Here is a 17,814-nt window from a genome sequence, read left to right on the forward strand (position 1 = left end):
CTTGGGGAGGCACGCGAGCGCCGCGTCACCTCAGGTTGTTTCGCCATGCGGGCGAGGAGATTTACGCCTCGCTCACCCGTGCGTCCGGCGTAAATGCCGGTAGAATTGTGCCAGTAATACACAGCCTCCGCATAGTTTTGCACAATGTTCACCATAGGTACGCTTTCTATGCTGGTGTTACTCCGCCGCCGATCCGTGTGTGCGGTCCACTCACAGTTCAGGATTTTTCATGACTTTTCTTGCCACCGCTTTGGCGCATCTTCCGGTTGCGCTCTTGGGTCTCGACCTTGAGCAGTTCCTGCTCGATACCGGCCCCTGGGTTCTGGTTGTTTCGGCAATTATCGTATTTATTGAGTCCGGTGTTCTTTTCCCTGTTCTGCCGGGTGACTCCCTGATTTTTGCTCTGGGTATGCTGCATGAGCAGATGGGCCTGTCCCTGTGGGTTGCGTTCCCGGTCCTGGTGCTGGTTGCTATTGCTGGCGCTGAGGTTGGCTACCAGATTGGTGCCCGTTACGGCCGTAAGATCTTCAAGGATGACGCGAAGATTCTGAGCACCAAGAACCTGCACACTACTGAGGAGTTCTTCCAGAAGCGCGGTAGTTTGGCTCTGGTTCTGGGTCGTTTCGTGCCGATTGTTCGTACTTTTGTGTCTCTTGCGGCTGGTATTTCTTCGTACGACCGTAAGAAGTTCCACCTGTGGAATGTTGTTGGTGCGGTTGCGTGGATTGGTTCGATTGGTCTGGCGGGTGTGCTGCTGGGCGGTATCCCGTTCGTGCACAACAACATTGAGTACATTGCTGTGATTATTGTGGCGGTTTCTGTGGTGCCGGTTATTATCGAGTACCTGCGTGGCCGTTCGAAGGCGAAGCAGGAATCTGCTGAGTAATACGTGAGTCCTTCTCAGCTGCTGAGCCGGGGACGAGAAAGGGTGGGGATACCGTCTGGTATCCCCACCTTTTTGTGTTCTCTCAAACCCGGTGGAGGCGACGCCCCGGAAGCGAGCTATGCCTCTGCGAGGTTACTTTACGCTCATGCGTCGCAGGTCTCCACGCATTTGGATGTATCGCCCCACCTGCGGCTGGCAGAGAAGAACAATAAAGAAGATACGGATGATGAAATCAAAGGCGAGCTTCACATACATACCCTCAAGGGTCATAAACGGACCAAAAAACATAAACCTGAACGCTTGCGAATCATAGTCATTGCTCAGGAAGAATCGGGAAGAGCCAGCTACAACCAAAATATCCAGAAGCATACGCAGTGCGCCCTCGATAATAATCACCACTCGCGCCCACTCATAACCCTCATTGAGGTACCAGGCAGAGACTACTCCAAGAACAATAGGGAGAATCATCGTAAGCCCCATAGTGGAAGCTGCCAGCCAATACACAAACATAAACTCTAGACCCACAAGAGGCTGTAGGGGGTACGTAGCCAGAAGCAAGACCACGCAAATGCTTACCATCCAGATAGCAATGGGGCGCGGCGGATGATTGATAGCGCGCTGGACACCCGGCACACCATACACAGGGCGGGCACCTGCAGGAACCGGAAGCTGAGGTGCCGCTGCGGCGGGTGCCGGAAAGTTCGGTGCCGGAATATTCGATGCTGCGGCGTTAGACTGAGCTGCCTGCGGTGCCAGCGTGCCCGCGGAGGCGCCGGAAGTGTTGTTAAACATCGTCGTTCTTTCTCTCATATGCTCGCACTGTGGTGCGTCAGTCGGTGATTGTTGTGCTCGTATAGGCAGATTTGCTTGAAACATACCTAAAAGAGTTGTTTGATGTAGTTAGCTGAGAGAATAATACTTTTTCAGTATAGGGTAAGCCCTTAGAGGAAAATAGGGCTTTTTATAGAAAGACTGGAACCTTTTAGGCAACTCAAAGGGTTTTACCAGCTAGAAGATTTCGATATTTAACGCAAAAGGGTGGGGATACCGTTTGGTATCCCCACCCTTTTCACGCTCTGAGCCTTTTGGTGATAGTGGCGCCGTTTGAGGCAAACATCCTAGTTGAGGCGGTTCCCGCCTTCATTGAAGTTCGTGTTAGGTGCCTGTGGATTCTGATCAACCACCTGACTATGCGACGTTCTGCCGGTAGCCGTGTACGCCCACACAGATGGACGGGTCAGCAACACAATATTCCGGACGTAGAGGACAGTAATGAAAACACCAATCGCGGTACGTATGAGAAAAGCGACCGCAAAATCTGCAGAGTCGGAGGATTGCAACTCATCCATCAACAAGGTGATATAGCGGGAGTCCACGAGGAAATCTTGCGCAAACCAATACATGCGACTCAAGACCTCGTAGGCGCTGTACATGAGGGTAAGTATGTGCGCCCACCTGTGTCCTTTCCAGGTCATCCAGAAGAGGCAAATCTGGATAAGAACAAAGAGGAGAGGGTATCCCAGCATACGCACGACAAGGTCAGGTAGCGTCTCCACACCGGCGATTGGTTTACCGAAGAGCAGGAAGAGCTGGATAGTGGTGAAAAGCGACAGAATAATAATCGCGGTGGTGCACCGCTTGGCGCTACGCAGAGCCTTCGGTCGTACCCAACCCGCATGTTCGGAGGCGGCAACGTAACCGGCGGTCGCGTCCCGGTAGCCGGTAGTGGCATGCTCGGGAGCGCCGTTGCTGGGTGCGTTATCCTCTGCCGCGTTATTGTCTACCGCACCGGTGGGGGCGGCGTTGTTGGTGGCGGTGTTGTTGGATGTGCCGTCACCCTCTACCGTGCTACTTTCAGGCTCATTGGACGGTAGCAAAACACTGTACTCGGGAACCGTGTACTCCGGATTATTCAAGGGCAGCTTCGGGGTACGTTCTGACATCGTCGTTCCTTTCTCCCCTGGCACCCACCCCGCGCTACAGCGCACGGAGCGGGCATTAAAGAGTCTTACCCCAAGGATATAAGGAGGCGCGCCACACCCCAGGAAGGCGGTACCCTTTCTCAGCGTATTCAGAGGTACCCGAGTCACCACGTGCACCATTCCGAGAGCTAGCCTCGGAACTCCTGACGTTGGTGCCCCTTTCTATGTTCCCCATCCCGCACTACGGTGTGGCGGGCGAGGGTTGTTTTCCTTTGATGAGGTGCGTTCTCCATCCTCATCATCAGCGAAAAGCTCTCGAAGTTCCGCCGGCACCTGACCGGCAGCCTGTCTCGTCTCAGACATCATCTGCTGGCGTTCTAGCGCACGTGCCCCGCTAACGATTTGTGTGTACACCCTAATAGGAGCACGAGTCAGCAGCACAATCATCAGGAGGTAAAGAACAAGAGTAAAAATGCCGCTCGCGACACGCCCCAGGCTGGACGCCGCAGCCGCTCTAGAGCTTAACTCCGAGAAATTATCCGCAAGAATAAGCACACCGCTAGCAGCCGCGAGAGCGCAGTAGATGATGGTAAGAATGCGCGCCCACTCGCGGCCATCCCAGATCTTCCAGAGAATAAAAATCGGGATGGCGGAGATGATGAGGGTAACCACCAGGGCAGAGAAGAGAACACTCACCACCGTCTCAAAATCGATATATGACCCGCTTAGAATCGGCAGAAAATTACTCAGGGGCCCCAGCACGATAATGGCGGCAGCGCACCACATAACGCTGCGCATAGCCTTCGGGCGCTCCGGAATTATCTGCTCAGAGGCGGGGTACACAGTGTAGCCAGCGGTCGCCTCCCGGTAGCCAGTAGTGGTTTGCTCGGGGGTGCTGGCGTGCTCGGAGGTGCTGCCGCCGGGCGCGTTATCCTCCGCCGCGCTAGTGTCTGCGACATTACCGGAAATTACGTTGCTGGAGACGGCATCGCCCTCTGCCGTGCTATTTTCAGCCTCGTCGGAGGGTAGCAGCACGCTGTACTCGGGAACCGTGTACTCCGGATCGTTCAACGGCTGCTTTGGGGTACGTTCTGACATCATTGTTCCTTTCTTCTCTTCGCACCTGCCTCGCGCGCTGTAGCACGGGGCAGGTGGCAAAGAGTCTCCCCATGGGGAGGGGCTTCCCGCCCTAGTTGAGGCGGTAGCCTTCCTCGGTGTACACGGAAGTATCCTTGTAGCCGCGCTGTTCGTTGCGGGAGTTCTTCCGCGCATCCGTACGGCGGGCCCTCTTGTACTGCTGAGCGACCGCTTCTTCAGCCCGTCGGTTAGTTTCCTTTTCTTCCCTGCGGGTCTGTTCTTCTTCCAGATGAGTACGCGTTTCTGCATCCTGATGCGCAACAATCCAACCGTCACCGGCGTTCACCTGTTCACGTGCTTCTATCCATGCCAACCTCGCGGTAGCCATAAACGACCTGGTGGGACGGCTCATGAGCAGCACGACTATCAGCAGGTAGAAGGCCGTAAGAAAAGCTCCCATAATGTCACTCACCACGATGGAAACTACGTAGTCTCGGGGCCTTGAAGTCAACGACTCATCCGCCAGCCTGGAGAAATAATCAGCCGAGATGAAAGATTGCAAACTCATCGCCCCGATAAAAACCACAAAAGCACTACCGAAGAGGGTGAGGAAGTACGCCCATCTACGGCCCTTCCACAGTCGACGGAGGACGAAAATCGGTATGAGAGAGAAGATGAAGGTAGCAAATATGCCTGAAATGATGATGCCCGGCATATTTTCCATAACGCGGTCTGGCACTTCGTTATGGATAGATACATAGATACGTTGGATTGCGGACAGAATAATAATGGCTGTAGCGAGCCACATGACGCCGCGCAGCGTCTTCGGGCGGGGCGGGAGCACCACCTGAGGGGCGGCAGGCGCGGTGGAGGCGGCGGTCGCCTCCGCACCCTCGTGCGCTTCCTGTTGGGGCTTAGCCGACCCGCCAGACGTGCCTCCGAAGTTAGGCTTTACACCCGTCTTCTGGGCGCGCTGAATCTGCTGTATCTCAGCCAGCAGGCGGTTCTTCTCCACCGGATCATTCGAGAGCGCATAATCGGCAGAAAGCTCACGCAACAGCTGCTCGGTAGAGTCCTTGACCGGGCCTTCTTCCTTCTCAAGCTGACGAAGAACATCCTCGCGAGTCAGCTCTTCTTCGTCCTCAGCACCCGAGGTGCTTTCCTCGATAGCCCTCATCTGTTTCCGAATCACCGCAAAGCTCGGAACCGTGCCCACAGCCGGGCGAGTCAGCAAAAACAGGAGAACGGCGCTACCCGCCGTAATCACCCCGACCAGAGCCTGCGACACCATAGACGAAGCAGCGGCAGGATGCGACACCGGATCCAGTGCGGTAAACGCAGGGAAAAGCACCTGAGCCAGACCAAAGACACCCGCAAAAGAGAGCACACCGCTCAAGGAACACAGCAGAAGGTACAGCATCAGCAGGCGGCGCGGATTAACGTACCCTGACTTGGTATAGTCCAGAACGAACCAGAGGAACGGCACCACCAAGACAGCGTCAGACAGAACCTTCGGCAGGGCATAGCTAAGGAACGAGCCGATGTTCACACTCCGGCCCGCGGTAACGATAATCTGGTACGCATCCAGGAGGAAATACACCAGAATGAGCATCATCGCGATGGAATACGCTTTACCGAGAATCGCCATTCCCCGGTCGAATTGCTGCTCCTTATCGCCGACTATGCCGAGGTTTCTTTTCGCCTCTTCAAACGCCGCCCGCTCATCATATGTGCGCTTAGCAGCGCCGGGGGTAGTCTGCGATGTGGATTCGTGCGCAGGTTCGGAAGTAGGGTGCACGAGTCATCCTAACTGTGGTTGGGTGAATAAAGTTATCGGTGAGCCGCAGGTCCGGGACCCGCAGCCAGAATCTGCAAGGCTAAATCAGGTAGTCCTCGCTACGGCGCAAACGCCAATCACGGCGCGCCTGCATGTACGAACGCGACTGACGCGACCACACCAACGCCAACGCTACCACGCACACCAGCATGTACGGGCCAGCAATATACACCGGAGTGTACAGCGGCGAAGCGCTACTGAGCAGCAACTCAACATCCTGGCTCGGCGCACCATTCAACGTGCCCAGAAGAGCCGCCACAGTCAGCATAATCAGCAAAGAAGCCAAAACGCCCAACGCCAACGCCACCGACAGCACCAGCGCCGCCCAACGGTAGCCACGCAGGTACGCCACCGTGCAGAAAGCATGCAGGGTCACGTTACCGAACGCGCTGACCAGCAAGAACATCACCGGGTAGTACGCCTGCGCCTCCACCAGCGACTGGGCGCGCCAGGTCGAAAAATGCGACAAATGGGTAGTCGCATAGGAGACGCCGGTGTACGCAATCAGCGCCAGCCAGCCCACAGCAATAACAAGCAGAACCCAACCCGCCACAGACACGAGAGTGGGGGTGGCGGGCTTCGTAGGATGCGTGGTGTTCGGAGCGGATGGCGGAGAGGACTCGACGGCGGGCATAGCTGAATCTTTCGAATGTCGGCTGATAGTGTGTGTGGAAGATGTATGAGCGAGTGTGTGGTGTGTGGGTGGCGGCGCGGCGTTCGTCTACCGCGCCGCCTCAGAACTTTAGGCAGAAGTGGACGGATCAACCGTCGCAGAAATACTGTCAGGTAGCAACGGAGAATCTGCCCGGTTCGCCATTGCAATTCGCAAGTTGTTGAAGCGGTAAATGGTTAGCAACGATAAACCGACCTCGCTCAACCAGACTAGGCCCAAGACAACAAGTATCAGCAGGGGGTCAAGCCCCATCGAAACTCCAGCCCAGTCGAGCATCAGCAGCAGGAACGTAATCGGTGAAAGCACCAGCCCCACGGCAACATACCCGATCAGGGAGCAGATAGCCCAAACGCTATACACGGAGGCGTCCGTCGAATCATTCGGAGGGCGCATCAGCGGCCACATCTGAACCACCAGGTAAAGCGCCGCCACAAAACCAAAGCAAATCGCTAACGGCTGCGTGTACTGGGAGATAATGAGGCCCTCAACCAGGGTCAAAATACACAGAATAACCGCGCGGACTAGGAGGTTCTTCTTGAGCTTCTGCTTGCGCTCCTTCACCTCATCAGCGGTATAGGTGCGCAGAAAAGCGGGAACCTGACCCTGCCCCGGGAACGGCGGTAGAGGACCCGTCGGGTGTGTACGCACCACAATCGGAGGGTTCGTACCATCCTGAATGATGACGGTAGAAGTCGCCGAAATAACCGGATGCGAACCAGTCACCACCGGCGGCACGTTCAGCGGAACGGACACCTCCGGCGTAGCAGGAGTCACGTGACGGATAGGCGCCTGAAAGCGGGTCTGCATACTGATATCTTCATCCGGGTGTTCTGCGGATGAAGCGGCATCTGTGTTCAGGTGTGTAGCGCCCATGAGTGGCCTCCTGGCAGGTGCGGGTCGTGTTTCTGTCTCTACCGTATCACGCGTACTTTAAGGGAATCTGAGCAGTAGCTGGGCGTCGCGGGGAGCGTGTCACACCGCCGCTTATCGCCTCGTTATCACCCCGTCGGAGGCGTGGATACGCGGGGTAGAATCCCCGCCCGCCGGGGCGCGTTAGCCCTACTCCGCTACCTGCGAAGCCTCCGCGTTCGGGTCCTCTGCATGCTGCTGTTCTGCGTTCCGCTGTTCTTCCTCTTGCTTCTTCTGCGTCAGACGCAAGCTCCTACGAACCGCCAAACTATAGAACAGCGAGAACAGAACCTCCAACGCGAACGACGCCATGACCGTCAGCAAGCTCACCGTGTAGAACACGCCCACACGGTCCAGCAGCGTCTGCGGACCCTGCACCGTCACAAGCGCATAGGCAAAGAACGCCGTCATAATCGCCGCCGCGACCCCGGACGCTGCATTCGCCAGCAACACCAACTTCACCGAACGGTTCGCCCGGTAAATCATGGCAACCCACATATGCATCACCAGATAGACCAGCGGCACCGCACCAATCGGGAAAAGCGTGACGCGAATGAAGTAATAAACAGTAATCAGCGAGGGTACGACCAGCAGCAGCACACGCACCAGGTACAGGTTCTTAGCCGGCAGCGGGTAATCACTGGTGACATTCCAGAACTCATCAGCCTGCTGCTCCAGCTCATCCATAGCCTGCAGCTGCATAAGCTGCGCCTGTGACATACGCTCCTGCGGCACAAGATCCGAGGAGCCCTCCACCTGCTCAAGCTCAGCAGCAGAACGCGGTGCGCCGTGAGAACCCGACTGCGCCTGCGGAGTACGAGCGGAATCAGCCATCCTAGCCCTCAAAAATGCCGCGCGAACGGTCCTTACGCACGCTCTCAGCAGGGAAAATACGACCGCTCATGCTGATGTACACGCCCGGCTCCAGCAGATTCAGGGCGGCAATAGCGGCACCCAGGTTGAAGCCTGCATCCGAACGAGCCATCACGGCGGGCTGCATCGCACCGGTCAGCACCACAACCTTATCGCCCAGGTCGGCGTGCTCCAGCAGGTAGCGGGCAGTCTCCGGCATGGTGTCAGTACCGTGAGTGATGAGCACCTGGTCGTTAGTGACAGCGTTCAGCGCCTCGGTCAGCTCGGCACGATCCTCATCGGTCATGTCCAGGCTGTCCTTGCCAATCAGCGGACGAATATCGAAGCGCACGTCAGTGATGACGCGGTCCAGCAGGTCCTTAGCGGCAGGCTCACCAATATCCATGGTGCCCGCCACCGAATAGAACTTATCGATCGTGCCGCCAGTGGCAAGAATCGTGATTTCTTCAGGGTTCTTAATGGTGACGCTCACGGGTTTCCTCATCTTTTCGGGTCAACGTACACAAATCAAAAACTGCCAGGCCAACCCGGCAGGACACGCCCCACCACACGGAATCAACACGGGGGTAAAACCCCGCACACGAGGGTGAAGACGCAAAAACCCGCCGACCCCCGCAAAGCGGGAGGCGACGGGTCGGCTAGTGCGCCCTGTGGGGCTCGAACCCACGACCTGCGGATTAAAAGTCCGTAGCTCTACCGACTGAGCTAAAGGCGCTCCTATCCACACAAAACTGAAAGTGTGCAGATAGAAATACTATACACTACCGACTCCCCGCCAATGAACGGTACACTGGGAAATCCTATGTCTACACCCGTATCATCAACCAGCGCCTCCGGGCGCTCACGTCACCGCACTCACCACCGCCCCGTCTTCTACTCCGCCGAGAAATTTGAACGCCACGAAGGCGGCATGGACCCCGCCGCACGCGAAGAGGCGGCGCACGCCTCCGCACGCATCCTACTGATGCGTGGACGCGGCACCGACCAGCAGATGACCGAGCGGCTTGTCAGCTTCACCGACGACTACGGTATTGAGATGCTCGCCGAACTCTGGTCGCACGCGAGCGCCCACTCCCTGCCGGGTGCGCTGTGGCGTATGTACTGGCTGCGGGACGTGGTGCATCGTTCGCCGCGCGGGGTGAGCCGTGCTTTTGAGCTGGGCATGGCGGAGGATTACCGTTCGCACGTGGTGGCGGGTGTTCCCGACCCGCCGAGTGCCGAGGAGGTGGTCCGCACGATTGATAAGATTCTGGCAGGCCTGTACACCGGCGATATGGACATTGCGATGGAACGCTGCGCCGCGTTTGCGCACGTGGTGGCGTTGGGTATTCGCGCCGATTATGCGCGCTCTGCCGGGCAGGATGGTGCGGTTCCGGGTAGCCACGAGGTGAAGCGTGAGGCGGTGGAGCGTCGTGCTCGTTTGCCGCGTCAGGCTCAGCAGATGGAGCAGATCGCGCACGATTTGGAGGCGGTCGCCGCCCAGCTGCGCGCCGTTGAGGCTAGTTAACAGGCTAACGGGGGTTCCGGGGCTGATTCTGCGCAGGAAAAATCGCAACCCAACCTCGAAGCATTCTAGTCTTCTGCGCCGTTTAGCCGCCCAAAAATGCGGGTTCATGCCGCGAATTGGCACAGGTTCCACATTGGGTCACGCAGGCGTGAAAAGCCTGTTTCCGATTGACTCTGTGCCGGGTACGGGTGGATAATAATTACAAGATGTCGGGTTGCTAATAGGTAGCCCCGGGCTCCAAATCTTTAGCCGCTTCGAGCGGCCTTCCGCCGAGAGGCGCTCCCAACCCGACATCCCTAAACGTTCCGGTGGGGGTCGAGAAATCGACCCCCACCGTTTTTCGTTTAAAACCCCGTCTAGAAGCAGCCGTCAGCTCGGCGCGATTGCGCATAAAAACCGTGTGCCCCGTGAGATACCCCCGAGCTGCGCGCACCCGCAACCCCCGATACTGGTTAGACTGGGAACTATGCTGCACCGACTTTTTCCCCACGCTAACGAATCCCTCGCCTCCCTCGCTGAAATTTCAGCGCAGGTCGGTGAGGCCGCCGCGTTGCTCTCTGAAATGGTCGGCTCCCCCGTCGCGGAGTACCCCGAACTCTTCGAACGCATGCTCACCCACGAGGCGGACTCCACGAACCTGCTGTTCCGCACCCTCACCGAGGTGCGTAGCTCCTTCTCCCCACCGATCCCGCGTGAAGACCTGTACACGCTGGCACGCAAGCTCACCAACGCCGTTGAGAAGCTCACCAGCGCCGCGCACGTGCTGTCCCTGCACAGCATTGACGGCTTCGCTACGCACATCACCTCGATCCTGGACATTATTCAGCGTCAGGCGGTGCTGACCGCCGCCGTCATCCCCAAACTCGCCGACATTCGCGGCCTCGACAACTACTGGATGGACATGCTGCGCATCTCCCGCCAGGCGCTGCGCACCGCCGAAGAATACGACGCGTACATTGCCGAACGCTACACCCCCGAACGGTACCGCCGCTACGCCACCTTCCTGGCGCAGCTGACCGCCGCCTCCAACGCTATGCGTGATGTGTCCGCCGAAATCGGCCGCATCATCGTTCAGGAATCCTAATGCTCCTGGGTCTTCTCGCCTGCTGCGCCTTTATTGCCGCGGTCTACGTCACCGGTGTGCATGACGCCTCAAACGCCGTCGCTGTTCCGGTGCGTACCCGCGCCCTCGGCGAGCGCTCCGCCCTGTACCTTGCCGCGCTCTTCAACGTGCTCGGCGTGGTCGGTGCGTTCCTGCTGCTCGGTGAGTATTCCGCCTCGTGGGTGAGCGCCCCGGACGGCGTCACCGGCCTGAACGGTATTGTTGCGGCGCTGCTGGTCTGCGCTATTTGGGGTGTGCTCACCTGGTTCCTGCGGTTGCCGTCTTCCTCAACCCACGCGCTGGTTGGCGCCCTCGCCGGCGTGAGCTGGTGGACCCAGACGAAACTCGAGGACGGTGCTGAAGCCTTCGGTTCACTCGCCTTCCTGCCGCATATTTTTGGGGCGACCCTGCTACCGCTCTTCTACCTGCCGCCGCTCATTTTTCTGCTGTCCTGGCTGATGGTGGTGCCGTTCTACCGGCTCGTGGTGGGGCATAACCCGCGCCTGGTGAATCAGCACGCCCGCGAGGTGCTGGCGGTGTCCGCCTCCGCAATTTCGCTGTTGCACGGCCTGCAGACCGGCTACCTGTACCTGTTGCTGTGGGCGCTGCTGAGCGAACGCATCATAGACCCGGATTTGCTTCAATCTCTCACCCGAGGCGGGATGCTGCTGGGCACCCTCATCATTGCCCTCAGCCTGGGTGCCGGTACGCTGACCGGCGGCCGCCGCATCGGCTACACCTTCGCCTACAAGATGGTGCGCCTAGACCCGTTCCGTGGTGCGGTCGCTCAGGGTACCACCGCTGTGGTGCAGGTAATCGGCTACTTCCTGCTGCAGGTGCCGTTCTCCTCCTCGCACCTGGCAACGGCATCGGCGCTCGGCGCGGGCGTGAATCAGCGTTTTAACGCGTTGAAGTCCAGGATTGTTCTGCAGATTCTTCTGGTGTGGCTGGTGACCATCCCGGCGTGCTTTGTGCTCGGAGTGCTGGCGATGGTGGCTCTACAATCCATCCACTAGATTTTAGGGGCGGTGCATGCCCCTGCATGCTCACTGCCGCGGGATAGCCGGGCGGCGGGTTGAGTCTGAACGGTGCACACCCTCATAATGGTTGAGTTCTTGGGCTGGCACGCGCCCACTCACCCTCGACTGATTGTGGTTATGTCTTCTCCTACCGTAGCTATTCTGGTCCGTACAAAGGACCGCCCCCGCTTCTTGAGCCGCACCCTGGAGAACATTGCGCAGCAAACCTTCACCGACTACACGGTCTGCGTGATTAACGACGGAGGCGACGAGCAGGCAACCCGCGCCGTCATTGAGGCTTCTCCACTGGGTTTGCTGGGTTCTAACGCGCACGATTCCAGCCGCGTGCAGCTGCTGACCACCGCCGGCGGCAACATGGAGGCGGCATCCAACGCCGGTTTGGCGGCGACCACCTCCGAATACGTGGCGATTCACGATGACGACGACTTATGGGCACCCGAGTTCCTGGAGCGCACCGTCGCGGCGCTGGAAGAGAGCGGCGCGCTCATGTGCACCACCCGCGTTGTGGAGCGGTACGAACGTGAGAACGCCGACGGCGAGTTCGAGGTGTACGAGGAGCGTATTTTCCACGACGGCCTGCCCGGCATGGGTTTGCAGTTCCTCTTCCGCACGAACCGTGCCGTGCCAATCGGTATTCTCTACCGCCGCAGCCTACACGAGCTGGTCGGTTTCTACGACGAGTCCCTGCCGGTGGTCGGCGACTGGGAGTTCAACATGCGTGCCGCCTCCGTTGCGGATATTCTGCTGGTGGATGAGCCGCTGGCGTACTGGTCGCTACGCCCCGATGCAGAAGGTGCTGAGGCAAATAGCGTGAAGCGTCAGGCTGAGCATGCCCGCTTCGATTCGATGGTGCGTGCCCGCGCTATCCGCGAGGATCTGCAGGCGGGTGCCCGACCGGGTGCGTACCTGTACCAGGCGCATTTGGCGGCTGACTTGGAGCGCCGCGTGATTGACGGGCACGATCTGACCCGTGAATCCCTGGACATTCTGCGCTCTATCGAGAGCCGCCTGGAGCGTATCGAGGCTCGTCAACAGGCTATTGAGTCCCGCCAGCAGAGCATTGAGGAGCGTCTGCGGGTTCTCAAGCACCTGCGCACTCCGGGCCGCGCGCTGCGTTCCTTGGCGAAGCGTTCCCTGGTTCGTCGCGGTGCTGAGGCTGAGTCGGCAGATCAGAAGGGCGCATAGCCATGACAGAGAACAATCATTCTTCTACAGCACTGCCCGTTACTGAAGCACCGCGCGTGCTCGTCATTGGCGATATCGGCCAGCACACCTACCACGTAGGCGACGAAGCCATGACCATTGCGAGCGCTGCGGCGCTTTCCGAAGGCGGCGCGGCGGTCACCCTCATGACCCGCGATGTGGATCATTCGGCGCGCTATATTGGCGCGGCGGTGAATCATGAGGCGGCACAGCATGAGGCGGGCACGCCCTACGGATACCTGCTGTTCCTCCTCTTCCCCTGGGCACCGGCTGAACGCGAGCTGACCCTCGCGGCGTTCGAATGCGTCCTGACGGAGCTGCACGCCGACCGGGAGCACCCTTCCACCGCCGAGCTGTCGGTGTTGCCGCAGGTGCAGGCGCTGCCGGAGGTGTTGCATCCGCTGGCGCAGACCGTTGAGCGCATGGTGGAGTTCGCGGACGCTATCGCCACCATGGACGCGGTCGTGGTCTCCGGCGGCGGCAACCTCAATTCCCGCTACGGCTGGCTGCTCTACGAACGCGCCGCCGCGGTGCGTGCCGCCGAGCATGCGGGCGTGCCCGTGTACGTGACCGGCCAGTCCCTGGGCCCGGTGCTCAATCCTGAGGATGCGCAGGTTCTGGAGCGTATGCTGCGCACCGCCCGTTCGGTGACGGTGCGTGAACATTCTTCCCTCGCCTGGTGCCGTGAGCGGGGTATTGACGCGCGCCTGAGCGTGGACGATGCCACCGACTACCTGCCGACTTCCCCCGCGCGTACCCTGCACTATGCGGAGGGTATTCCCGCAGGTCAGGCGCTTAACGAGCTGCCGGAGCACTACGTCTGCGTGACCGTCAACGAGTGCACCGACCAGCAGGCACAGCAAATCGCGCACCTGCTCGACGGCATGTGGCGCGAGCACGACTACGCACCCGTGTTCCTGAGCCATTTTGGCGACCCGCAGAACCCCGAAAGCGGCGATATTCAGGCACACCAGCGCATCGCCGAGCAGCTCAGCCCCTCCACCCCGGCGACCCTGCTGCCGATTCTGCACGCCGACCAGAGCATCACCGTGCACCGGGCGGCGGCGTTCACCCTGACCAGCCGCTACCACCCGGCGGTATTCTCCGCCGCAGCGGGTATTCCCGTGCTCGCCCTCGTGCCGGACGCCTTCACGCAGATGCGCGTGGGCGGCGCGCTGAGCCAGTACGGGCTGGGCGAGTTCACCCTGCCGCTGGGCATGCTCGCCGGTGGCGTTCCCGAGCTGATGGTTGCCGCCGCCCTGCGGCACGCGGCGGTGGCATCGGATGCACGCCGCACCGAGCTGCTGGAGGTGCTGCGCACCGAGCGTGCCTACCTGCTTGCGCAGATTCTTGGCTCTGATACAGAAACTAGCGGCGAGGCAGAAGCCCCCGCGCCTTTCCCTGCCGCAGAGCAAACCCCGGCTCTCCCCGAGCCGCTGGGTGCAACCGTCCGCGCCGCACGCGATCTCTTTACCGAAACCTCCCTCACCGCGGGTTTCGAGTGGGCGATGTCTGACCGGGCGCACTCCTGGGATGCTGAGCACCGCCGGCAGCTCGAACGTGCCCGCGCAATCGGTGGCGGGTACAGCGCGCACGGTGTTCACGGGGCACACGGCGCCGAAGAAACGCATCCTGTCGCCGTTGAGTCTGAGTCATCTTCTGAAGCGCCCGCCGAGACGAATCCGGGCCTGCTGGCGAGGGTGGCGCGCCGCCTCCGCGGCTAGGTTGCATAACGGGGGCCAGGCTGCGTAACGGAGCTAGAGCAGCGGTTTTGGAGCTAGGTTTCCGCGAAAAACGCGGCTTCGGAGCGGGTATAGGGCGGGTACGGGGCGCGGGGTCTCTCACACTTGCACCCAACACTCCCCTACCCCCTTGTACAGAGCACACGCGCCGGTATGATGGTGCTCATGGCACGCTTCGCAGAGATTCTACGCACTACTGAACAGAACACCCGGCAGTTCGTCCATGAGGGTATTCACCGAGTCCGGGCTGACTTCTTTCAGTCTGTGCAGATTGTTGCGGCGTCTATGGGCGCTTGGCTTTTCGCTGAGCACATCCTGGGCCACCAGGAACCCATTTTCGCGCCGGTTGCCGCCCTCGTATCCCTCGGCTATGTAAGCGGTGCTAAGCATTCCCGCCGAATCCTTGAGGTGTCCTTCGGCGTGACCCTCGGCATTCTCATTGGCGACCTTCTGCTGATTCTGCTCGGTCACGGCACCTGGCAGGCGGCAGTGGTGCTTTTCTTGACCGTGATTATTGCCCGATTTATTGATAAGGGCATTATTTTTACGATTCAGCTCAGCTTCCAGGCCTGTTTCACGTTGCTGCTGCCCGTACCTGACGATGCGTTTACCCGCAGTTTCGACGGTATCGTTGGTGGCGCCTTTGCGTTCCTCGCCATGTACCTGATGCCACGCGACCCGCGTAAGAACCCGCGTGCCCGCGCGCAGGCTCTCATGGATGCGTTCGCGAAGGTTTTCCAGCTTTCCTCCGAAGCAATCCGCTACTACGACTACAACAAGGCGTACCAGAGCCTGCTTGATGCACGCGCCCTGCAACCGCTGTATGATGCGTGCCGAGGCGACCTGATCACCGCGCAGGGTATGAATGAGCTGTCCTGGAATAGCCGCAAGAGCAAGGGCGAGCTGGCGCGCATGGCAAAGACCCTCGCCGCGGTGGATTTGGCGATCCGTAACGACCGTGTGCTCAACCGCCGTATGGCGTCCACGATTCACCACGTGCAGCTACGCACCGCCGCGCAGCTTTCACTCAGTGACGCGCTGACCGAGCTGTCGGTGGCGGCGCAGAGCCTCGGCTTGGGCATGTCTGCCCCGACGGAGGGCGAACGCGAGCACTACATGATGGAGGCACGCGAGCGCATGATTAAGCTTGCCGGCACCCTCGAGCCGCGCACAATGGGTGTGGCGACCTTTGAGGGCGAGTCGCTCGTGCTGATGCTCCGCCTGATCGTGGTCGACTTTATGGAGGCAACCGGTATGTCCCACCAGGACGCCGTGGCGGTTCTGGTGCCCCTGGGTGAGGCGGTCACCAAACATGCACCGCGTACCTCGGTAATCCCGATTGTTGACGCTGACATGGATGACTCCATGGTGGTTGACGACGTGACCGATAGCGCGGTGAACACCCACCGCACGAACAAGCTCCACACCCGCTCGATCAACATCATGTTGCACGAGAACGAGGAGGAGAGCCGCTCCTCCTAGCGGGGTTCTAGCGGGGTCAGTGGCGACCGTCAAGACACAGCGGAGGGGGCTCCCGGTGACCTTCACGTCAGCCGGGAGCCCCCTCCTCCGCTATCTCTATGCTGTTGATGCGCGGGCGGCTACTTCTGCGGGAAGAGTAGTGCCAGCGCCTCGCCCAGGGTGGTCACCTCGCGCACGGTGACCCCCTCGGGCACGTCCCCCACGCCGGTCGGGGAGGCGGGCACCAGCACGTGCGTGAAGCCCAGGCGGCCCACCTCCGCAATGCGCTGGCGGATGCCCGGAACGGCGCGCACCTCACCCGCCAGGCCGACCTCGCCGAAGACCGCGAGTTTGCGCGGTAGCGGCTTATTTTGCGCCGCCGAGGCAAGGGCCATGACGCACGCCAGGTCGGCGGCGGGCTCGGCAATTTTTGCGCCGCCCACCGTGGAGACGTAGCAGTCGAGCTTGCCCACGTTCAGCCCGGCGCGGCGCTGCAGTACCGCCAGCAGCATCTGAATACGCGCCGAATCCAGGCCCGAGACGGTACGGCGAGGGGCGGGCGCCACCGCCTGATCCAGTAGCGCCTGTACCTCCGCGAGCAGGGGTCGGCGGCCCTCCATCGTGACGGTCACGCAGGTGCCCGCCACCGGGTGCGGGGTGCTGGAGACGAACATGCCGGAGGGGTCCAGCACGGGCGCGATGCCGTCCTCGTGCATGTCGAAGCAGCCCACCTCATCGGTGGGTCCGAAGCGGTTCTTAATCGCGCGCAGCATGCGGATATTCGAGTGCTTATCGCCCTCGAACTGGCAGACCACGTCCACCAGGTGCTCAAGCAGGCGCGGGCCCGCGATGGTGCCTTCCTTAGTCACGTGACCCACGAGCAGGGTGCACATATTGCGTTCCTTAGCCGCGGCAATCACGGAGGCGGCAACCTCACGCACCTGGGTCACACCGCCGGCGCTACCCTCAACTTCCGCGGAGGCGAGGGTCTGCACGGAGTCAATGACCAGCAGGGAGGGATTGACCTGCTCAATATGCGCCAGGGCGGTGCCGAGGTCGGTTTCGCTGGTCAGGTAGAGGGTGTCCGCGATGGCGCGGATGCGGTCGGCGCGGAGCTTGACCTGCGCGGCGGATTCCTCGCCGGTAATGTACAGGACCGGGCGCGGCGGCTGGGGCGCGATATTCTGCACCCCCTGCTGCCCCGCGATCCCGGCGGTGCCGCGCGCGAAGGTGGCGGCGACATCCAGCAACAGGGTGGATTTGCCCACGCCGGGTTCGCCCGCCATGAGGATAACCGCGCCGGGCACGAGTCCGCCGCCGAGCACGCGGTCAAATTCGGGGTTTCCGGTGCTCATGTAGGCGGCTACGCGCGAGTCGACTTCTGCGATGGGCTGGGCGGGTTTCTGCACGCTGGATGCGGCGCGGGTGCGCGCACGGGTGGCCCCGGCAGCTTCTTCGACGGTGCCCCAGGTTTGGCATTCGCCGCAGCGGCCTACCCATTTGGCGGTGGTCCAGCCGCATTCGGTGCAGCGGTAGGCGGGTGCGGTTTTGGTGTTTTTTGTGCGCGCGGTCATGGGTCTAT

16 protein-coding genes and 1 tRNA gene are annotated in these 17,814 nt (G+C 60.3%); 7 read left to right on the forward strand and 10 right to left on the reverse strand.

Annotated features, from left to right (window positions below; all coding sequences use genetic code 11):
* The first annotated feature begins 229 nt into the window (after positions 1-229).
* Entirely contained in the window at positions 230-886 is a 657-nt protein-coding gene (locus tag HMPREF2971_RS03240; protein WP_070507274.1) for a DedA family protein, read from the forward strand.
* A 132-nt stretch (positions 887-1,018) separates the two neighbouring features.
* Here HMPREF2971_RS03240 and HMPREF2971_RS03245 read toward each other — a convergent pair whose 3' ends face one another.
* The 9 genes from HMPREF2971_RS03245 to HMPREF2971_RS03285 all read right to left on the reverse strand — a co-directional run bounded on the left by HMPREF2971_RS03245 (position 1,019) and on the right by HMPREF2971_RS03285 (position 8,892).
* Positions 1,019-1,678 (reverse strand): hypothetical protein, encoded by a 660-nt coding sequence (locus tag HMPREF2971_RS03245; protein ID WP_070691269.1) that lies wholly within the window; start codon positions 1,676-1,678, stop codon positions 1,019-1,021.
* A gap of 326 nt (positions 1,679-2,004) precedes the next feature.
* A complete protein-coding gene (locus HMPREF2971_RS03250) occupies positions 2,005-2,829 on the reverse strand; it encodes a hypothetical protein (protein ID WP_246825022.1) in 825 nt (274 codons plus the stop codon).
* A 201-nt stretch (positions 2,830-3,030) separates the two neighbouring features.
* Positions 3,031-3,909, reverse strand: a complete 879-nt coding sequence (locus HMPREF2971_RS03255) for a multidrug ABC transporter permease (RefSeq protein WP_246825023.1) — start codon at positions 3,907-3,909, stop codon at positions 3,031-3,033.
* An 88-nt stretch (positions 3,910-3,997) separates the two neighbouring features.
* Positions 3,998-5,683, reverse strand: a complete 1,686-nt coding sequence (locus tag HMPREF2971_RS03260) for an ABC transporter permease (RefSeq protein WP_070691279.1) — start codon at positions 5,681-5,683, stop codon at positions 3,998-4,000.
* 79 nt (positions 5,684-5,762) lie between these two features.
* Entirely contained in the window at positions 5,763-6,356 is a 594-nt protein-coding gene (locus HMPREF2971_RS03265; RefSeq protein WP_070691282.1) for a flagellar type III secretion system protein FlhB, read from the reverse strand.
* 108 nt (positions 6,357-6,464) lie between these two features.
* Complete coding sequence (locus HMPREF2971_RS03270; protein ID WP_246825024.1) at positions 6,465-7,202, reverse strand: organic solvent tolerance protein OstA; 738 nt, start codon at positions 7,200-7,202, stop codon at positions 6,465-6,467.
* Between the two features lie 252 nt (positions 7,203-7,454).
* Positions 7,455-8,138, reverse strand: coding sequence for an amino acid transporter (locus HMPREF2971_RS03275; RefSeq protein WP_070691286.1), 684 nt, complete (start codon positions 8,136-8,138; stop codon positions 7,455-7,457).
* Between the two features lies 1 nt (position 8,139).
* Positions 8,140-8,649, reverse strand: coding sequence for an asparaginase domain-containing protein (locus HMPREF2971_RS03280; protein ID WP_083314072.1), 510 nt, complete (start codon positions 8,647-8,649; stop codon positions 8,140-8,142).
* 170 nt (positions 8,650-8,819) lie between these two features.
* Positions 8,820-8,892: transfer RNA gene (locus tag HMPREF2971_RS03285), tRNA-Lys, on the reverse strand.
* An 87-nt stretch (positions 8,893-8,979) separates the two neighbouring features.
* Here HMPREF2971_RS03285 and HMPREF2971_RS03290 point away from each other — a divergent pair.
* From HMPREF2971_RS03290 to HMPREF2971_RS03315, 6 genes are all read left to right on the forward strand, one after another.
* Entirely contained in the window at positions 8,980-9,684 is a 705-nt protein-coding gene (locus tag HMPREF2971_RS03290; RefSeq protein ID WP_070691293.1) for a histone acetyltransferase, read from the forward strand.
* A 466-nt stretch (positions 9,685-10,150) separates the two neighbouring features.
* On the forward strand, positions 10,151-10,768 hold the full coding sequence (locus HMPREF2971_RS03295) for a hypothetical protein (protein WP_005504391.1): 618 nt from the start codon (positions 10,151-10,153) through the stop codon (positions 10,766-10,768).
* A complete protein-coding gene (locus HMPREF2971_RS03300) occupies positions 10,768-11,802 on the forward strand; it encodes an inorganic phosphate transporter (protein ID WP_049360878.1) in 1,035 nt (344 codons plus the stop codon). The genes HMPREF2971_RS03295 and HMPREF2971_RS03300 overlap by 1 nt, the downstream gene beginning before the upstream one ends.
* Before the next feature lie 141 nt (positions 11,803-11,943).
* Positions 11,944-13,011 carry a glycosyltransferase family 2 protein gene (locus HMPREF2971_RS03305; RefSeq protein ID WP_070691395.1) on the forward strand — a complete coding sequence of 356 codons (1,068 nt, stop codon included), beginning with the start codon at positions 11,944-11,946 and terminating at the stop codon, positions 13,009-13,011.
* Positions 13,012-13,013: 2 nt separating this feature from the next.
* A complete protein-coding gene (locus tag HMPREF2971_RS03310; RefSeq protein WP_070691296.1) occupies positions 13,014-14,753 on the forward strand; it encodes a polysaccharide pyruvyl transferase family protein in 1,740 nt (579 codons plus the stop codon).
* A 171-nt stretch (positions 14,754-14,924) separates the two neighbouring features.
* A complete protein-coding gene (locus HMPREF2971_RS03315; protein ID WP_049363601.1) occupies positions 14,925-16,253 on the forward strand; it encodes an FUSC family protein in 1,329 nt (442 codons plus the stop codon).
* 119 nt (positions 16,254-16,372) lie between these two features.
* Here the strand turns inward: HMPREF2971_RS03315 and radA are convergent, their stop codons facing one another.
* The gene (gene radA, locus HMPREF2971_RS03320) at positions 16,373-17,806 is read right to left on the reverse strand and encodes a DNA repair protein RadA (protein WP_070691299.1); all 1,434 of its coding nucleotides are present in this window, start codon (positions 17,804-17,806) and stop codon (positions 16,373-16,375) included.
* Positions 17,807-17,814: the final 8 nt, after the last annotated feature.

This window comes from Rothia sp. HMSC066G07, assembly GCF_001814485.1.
Lineage (GTDB): Bacteria > Actinomycetota > Actinomycetes > Actinomycetales > Micrococcaceae > Rothia.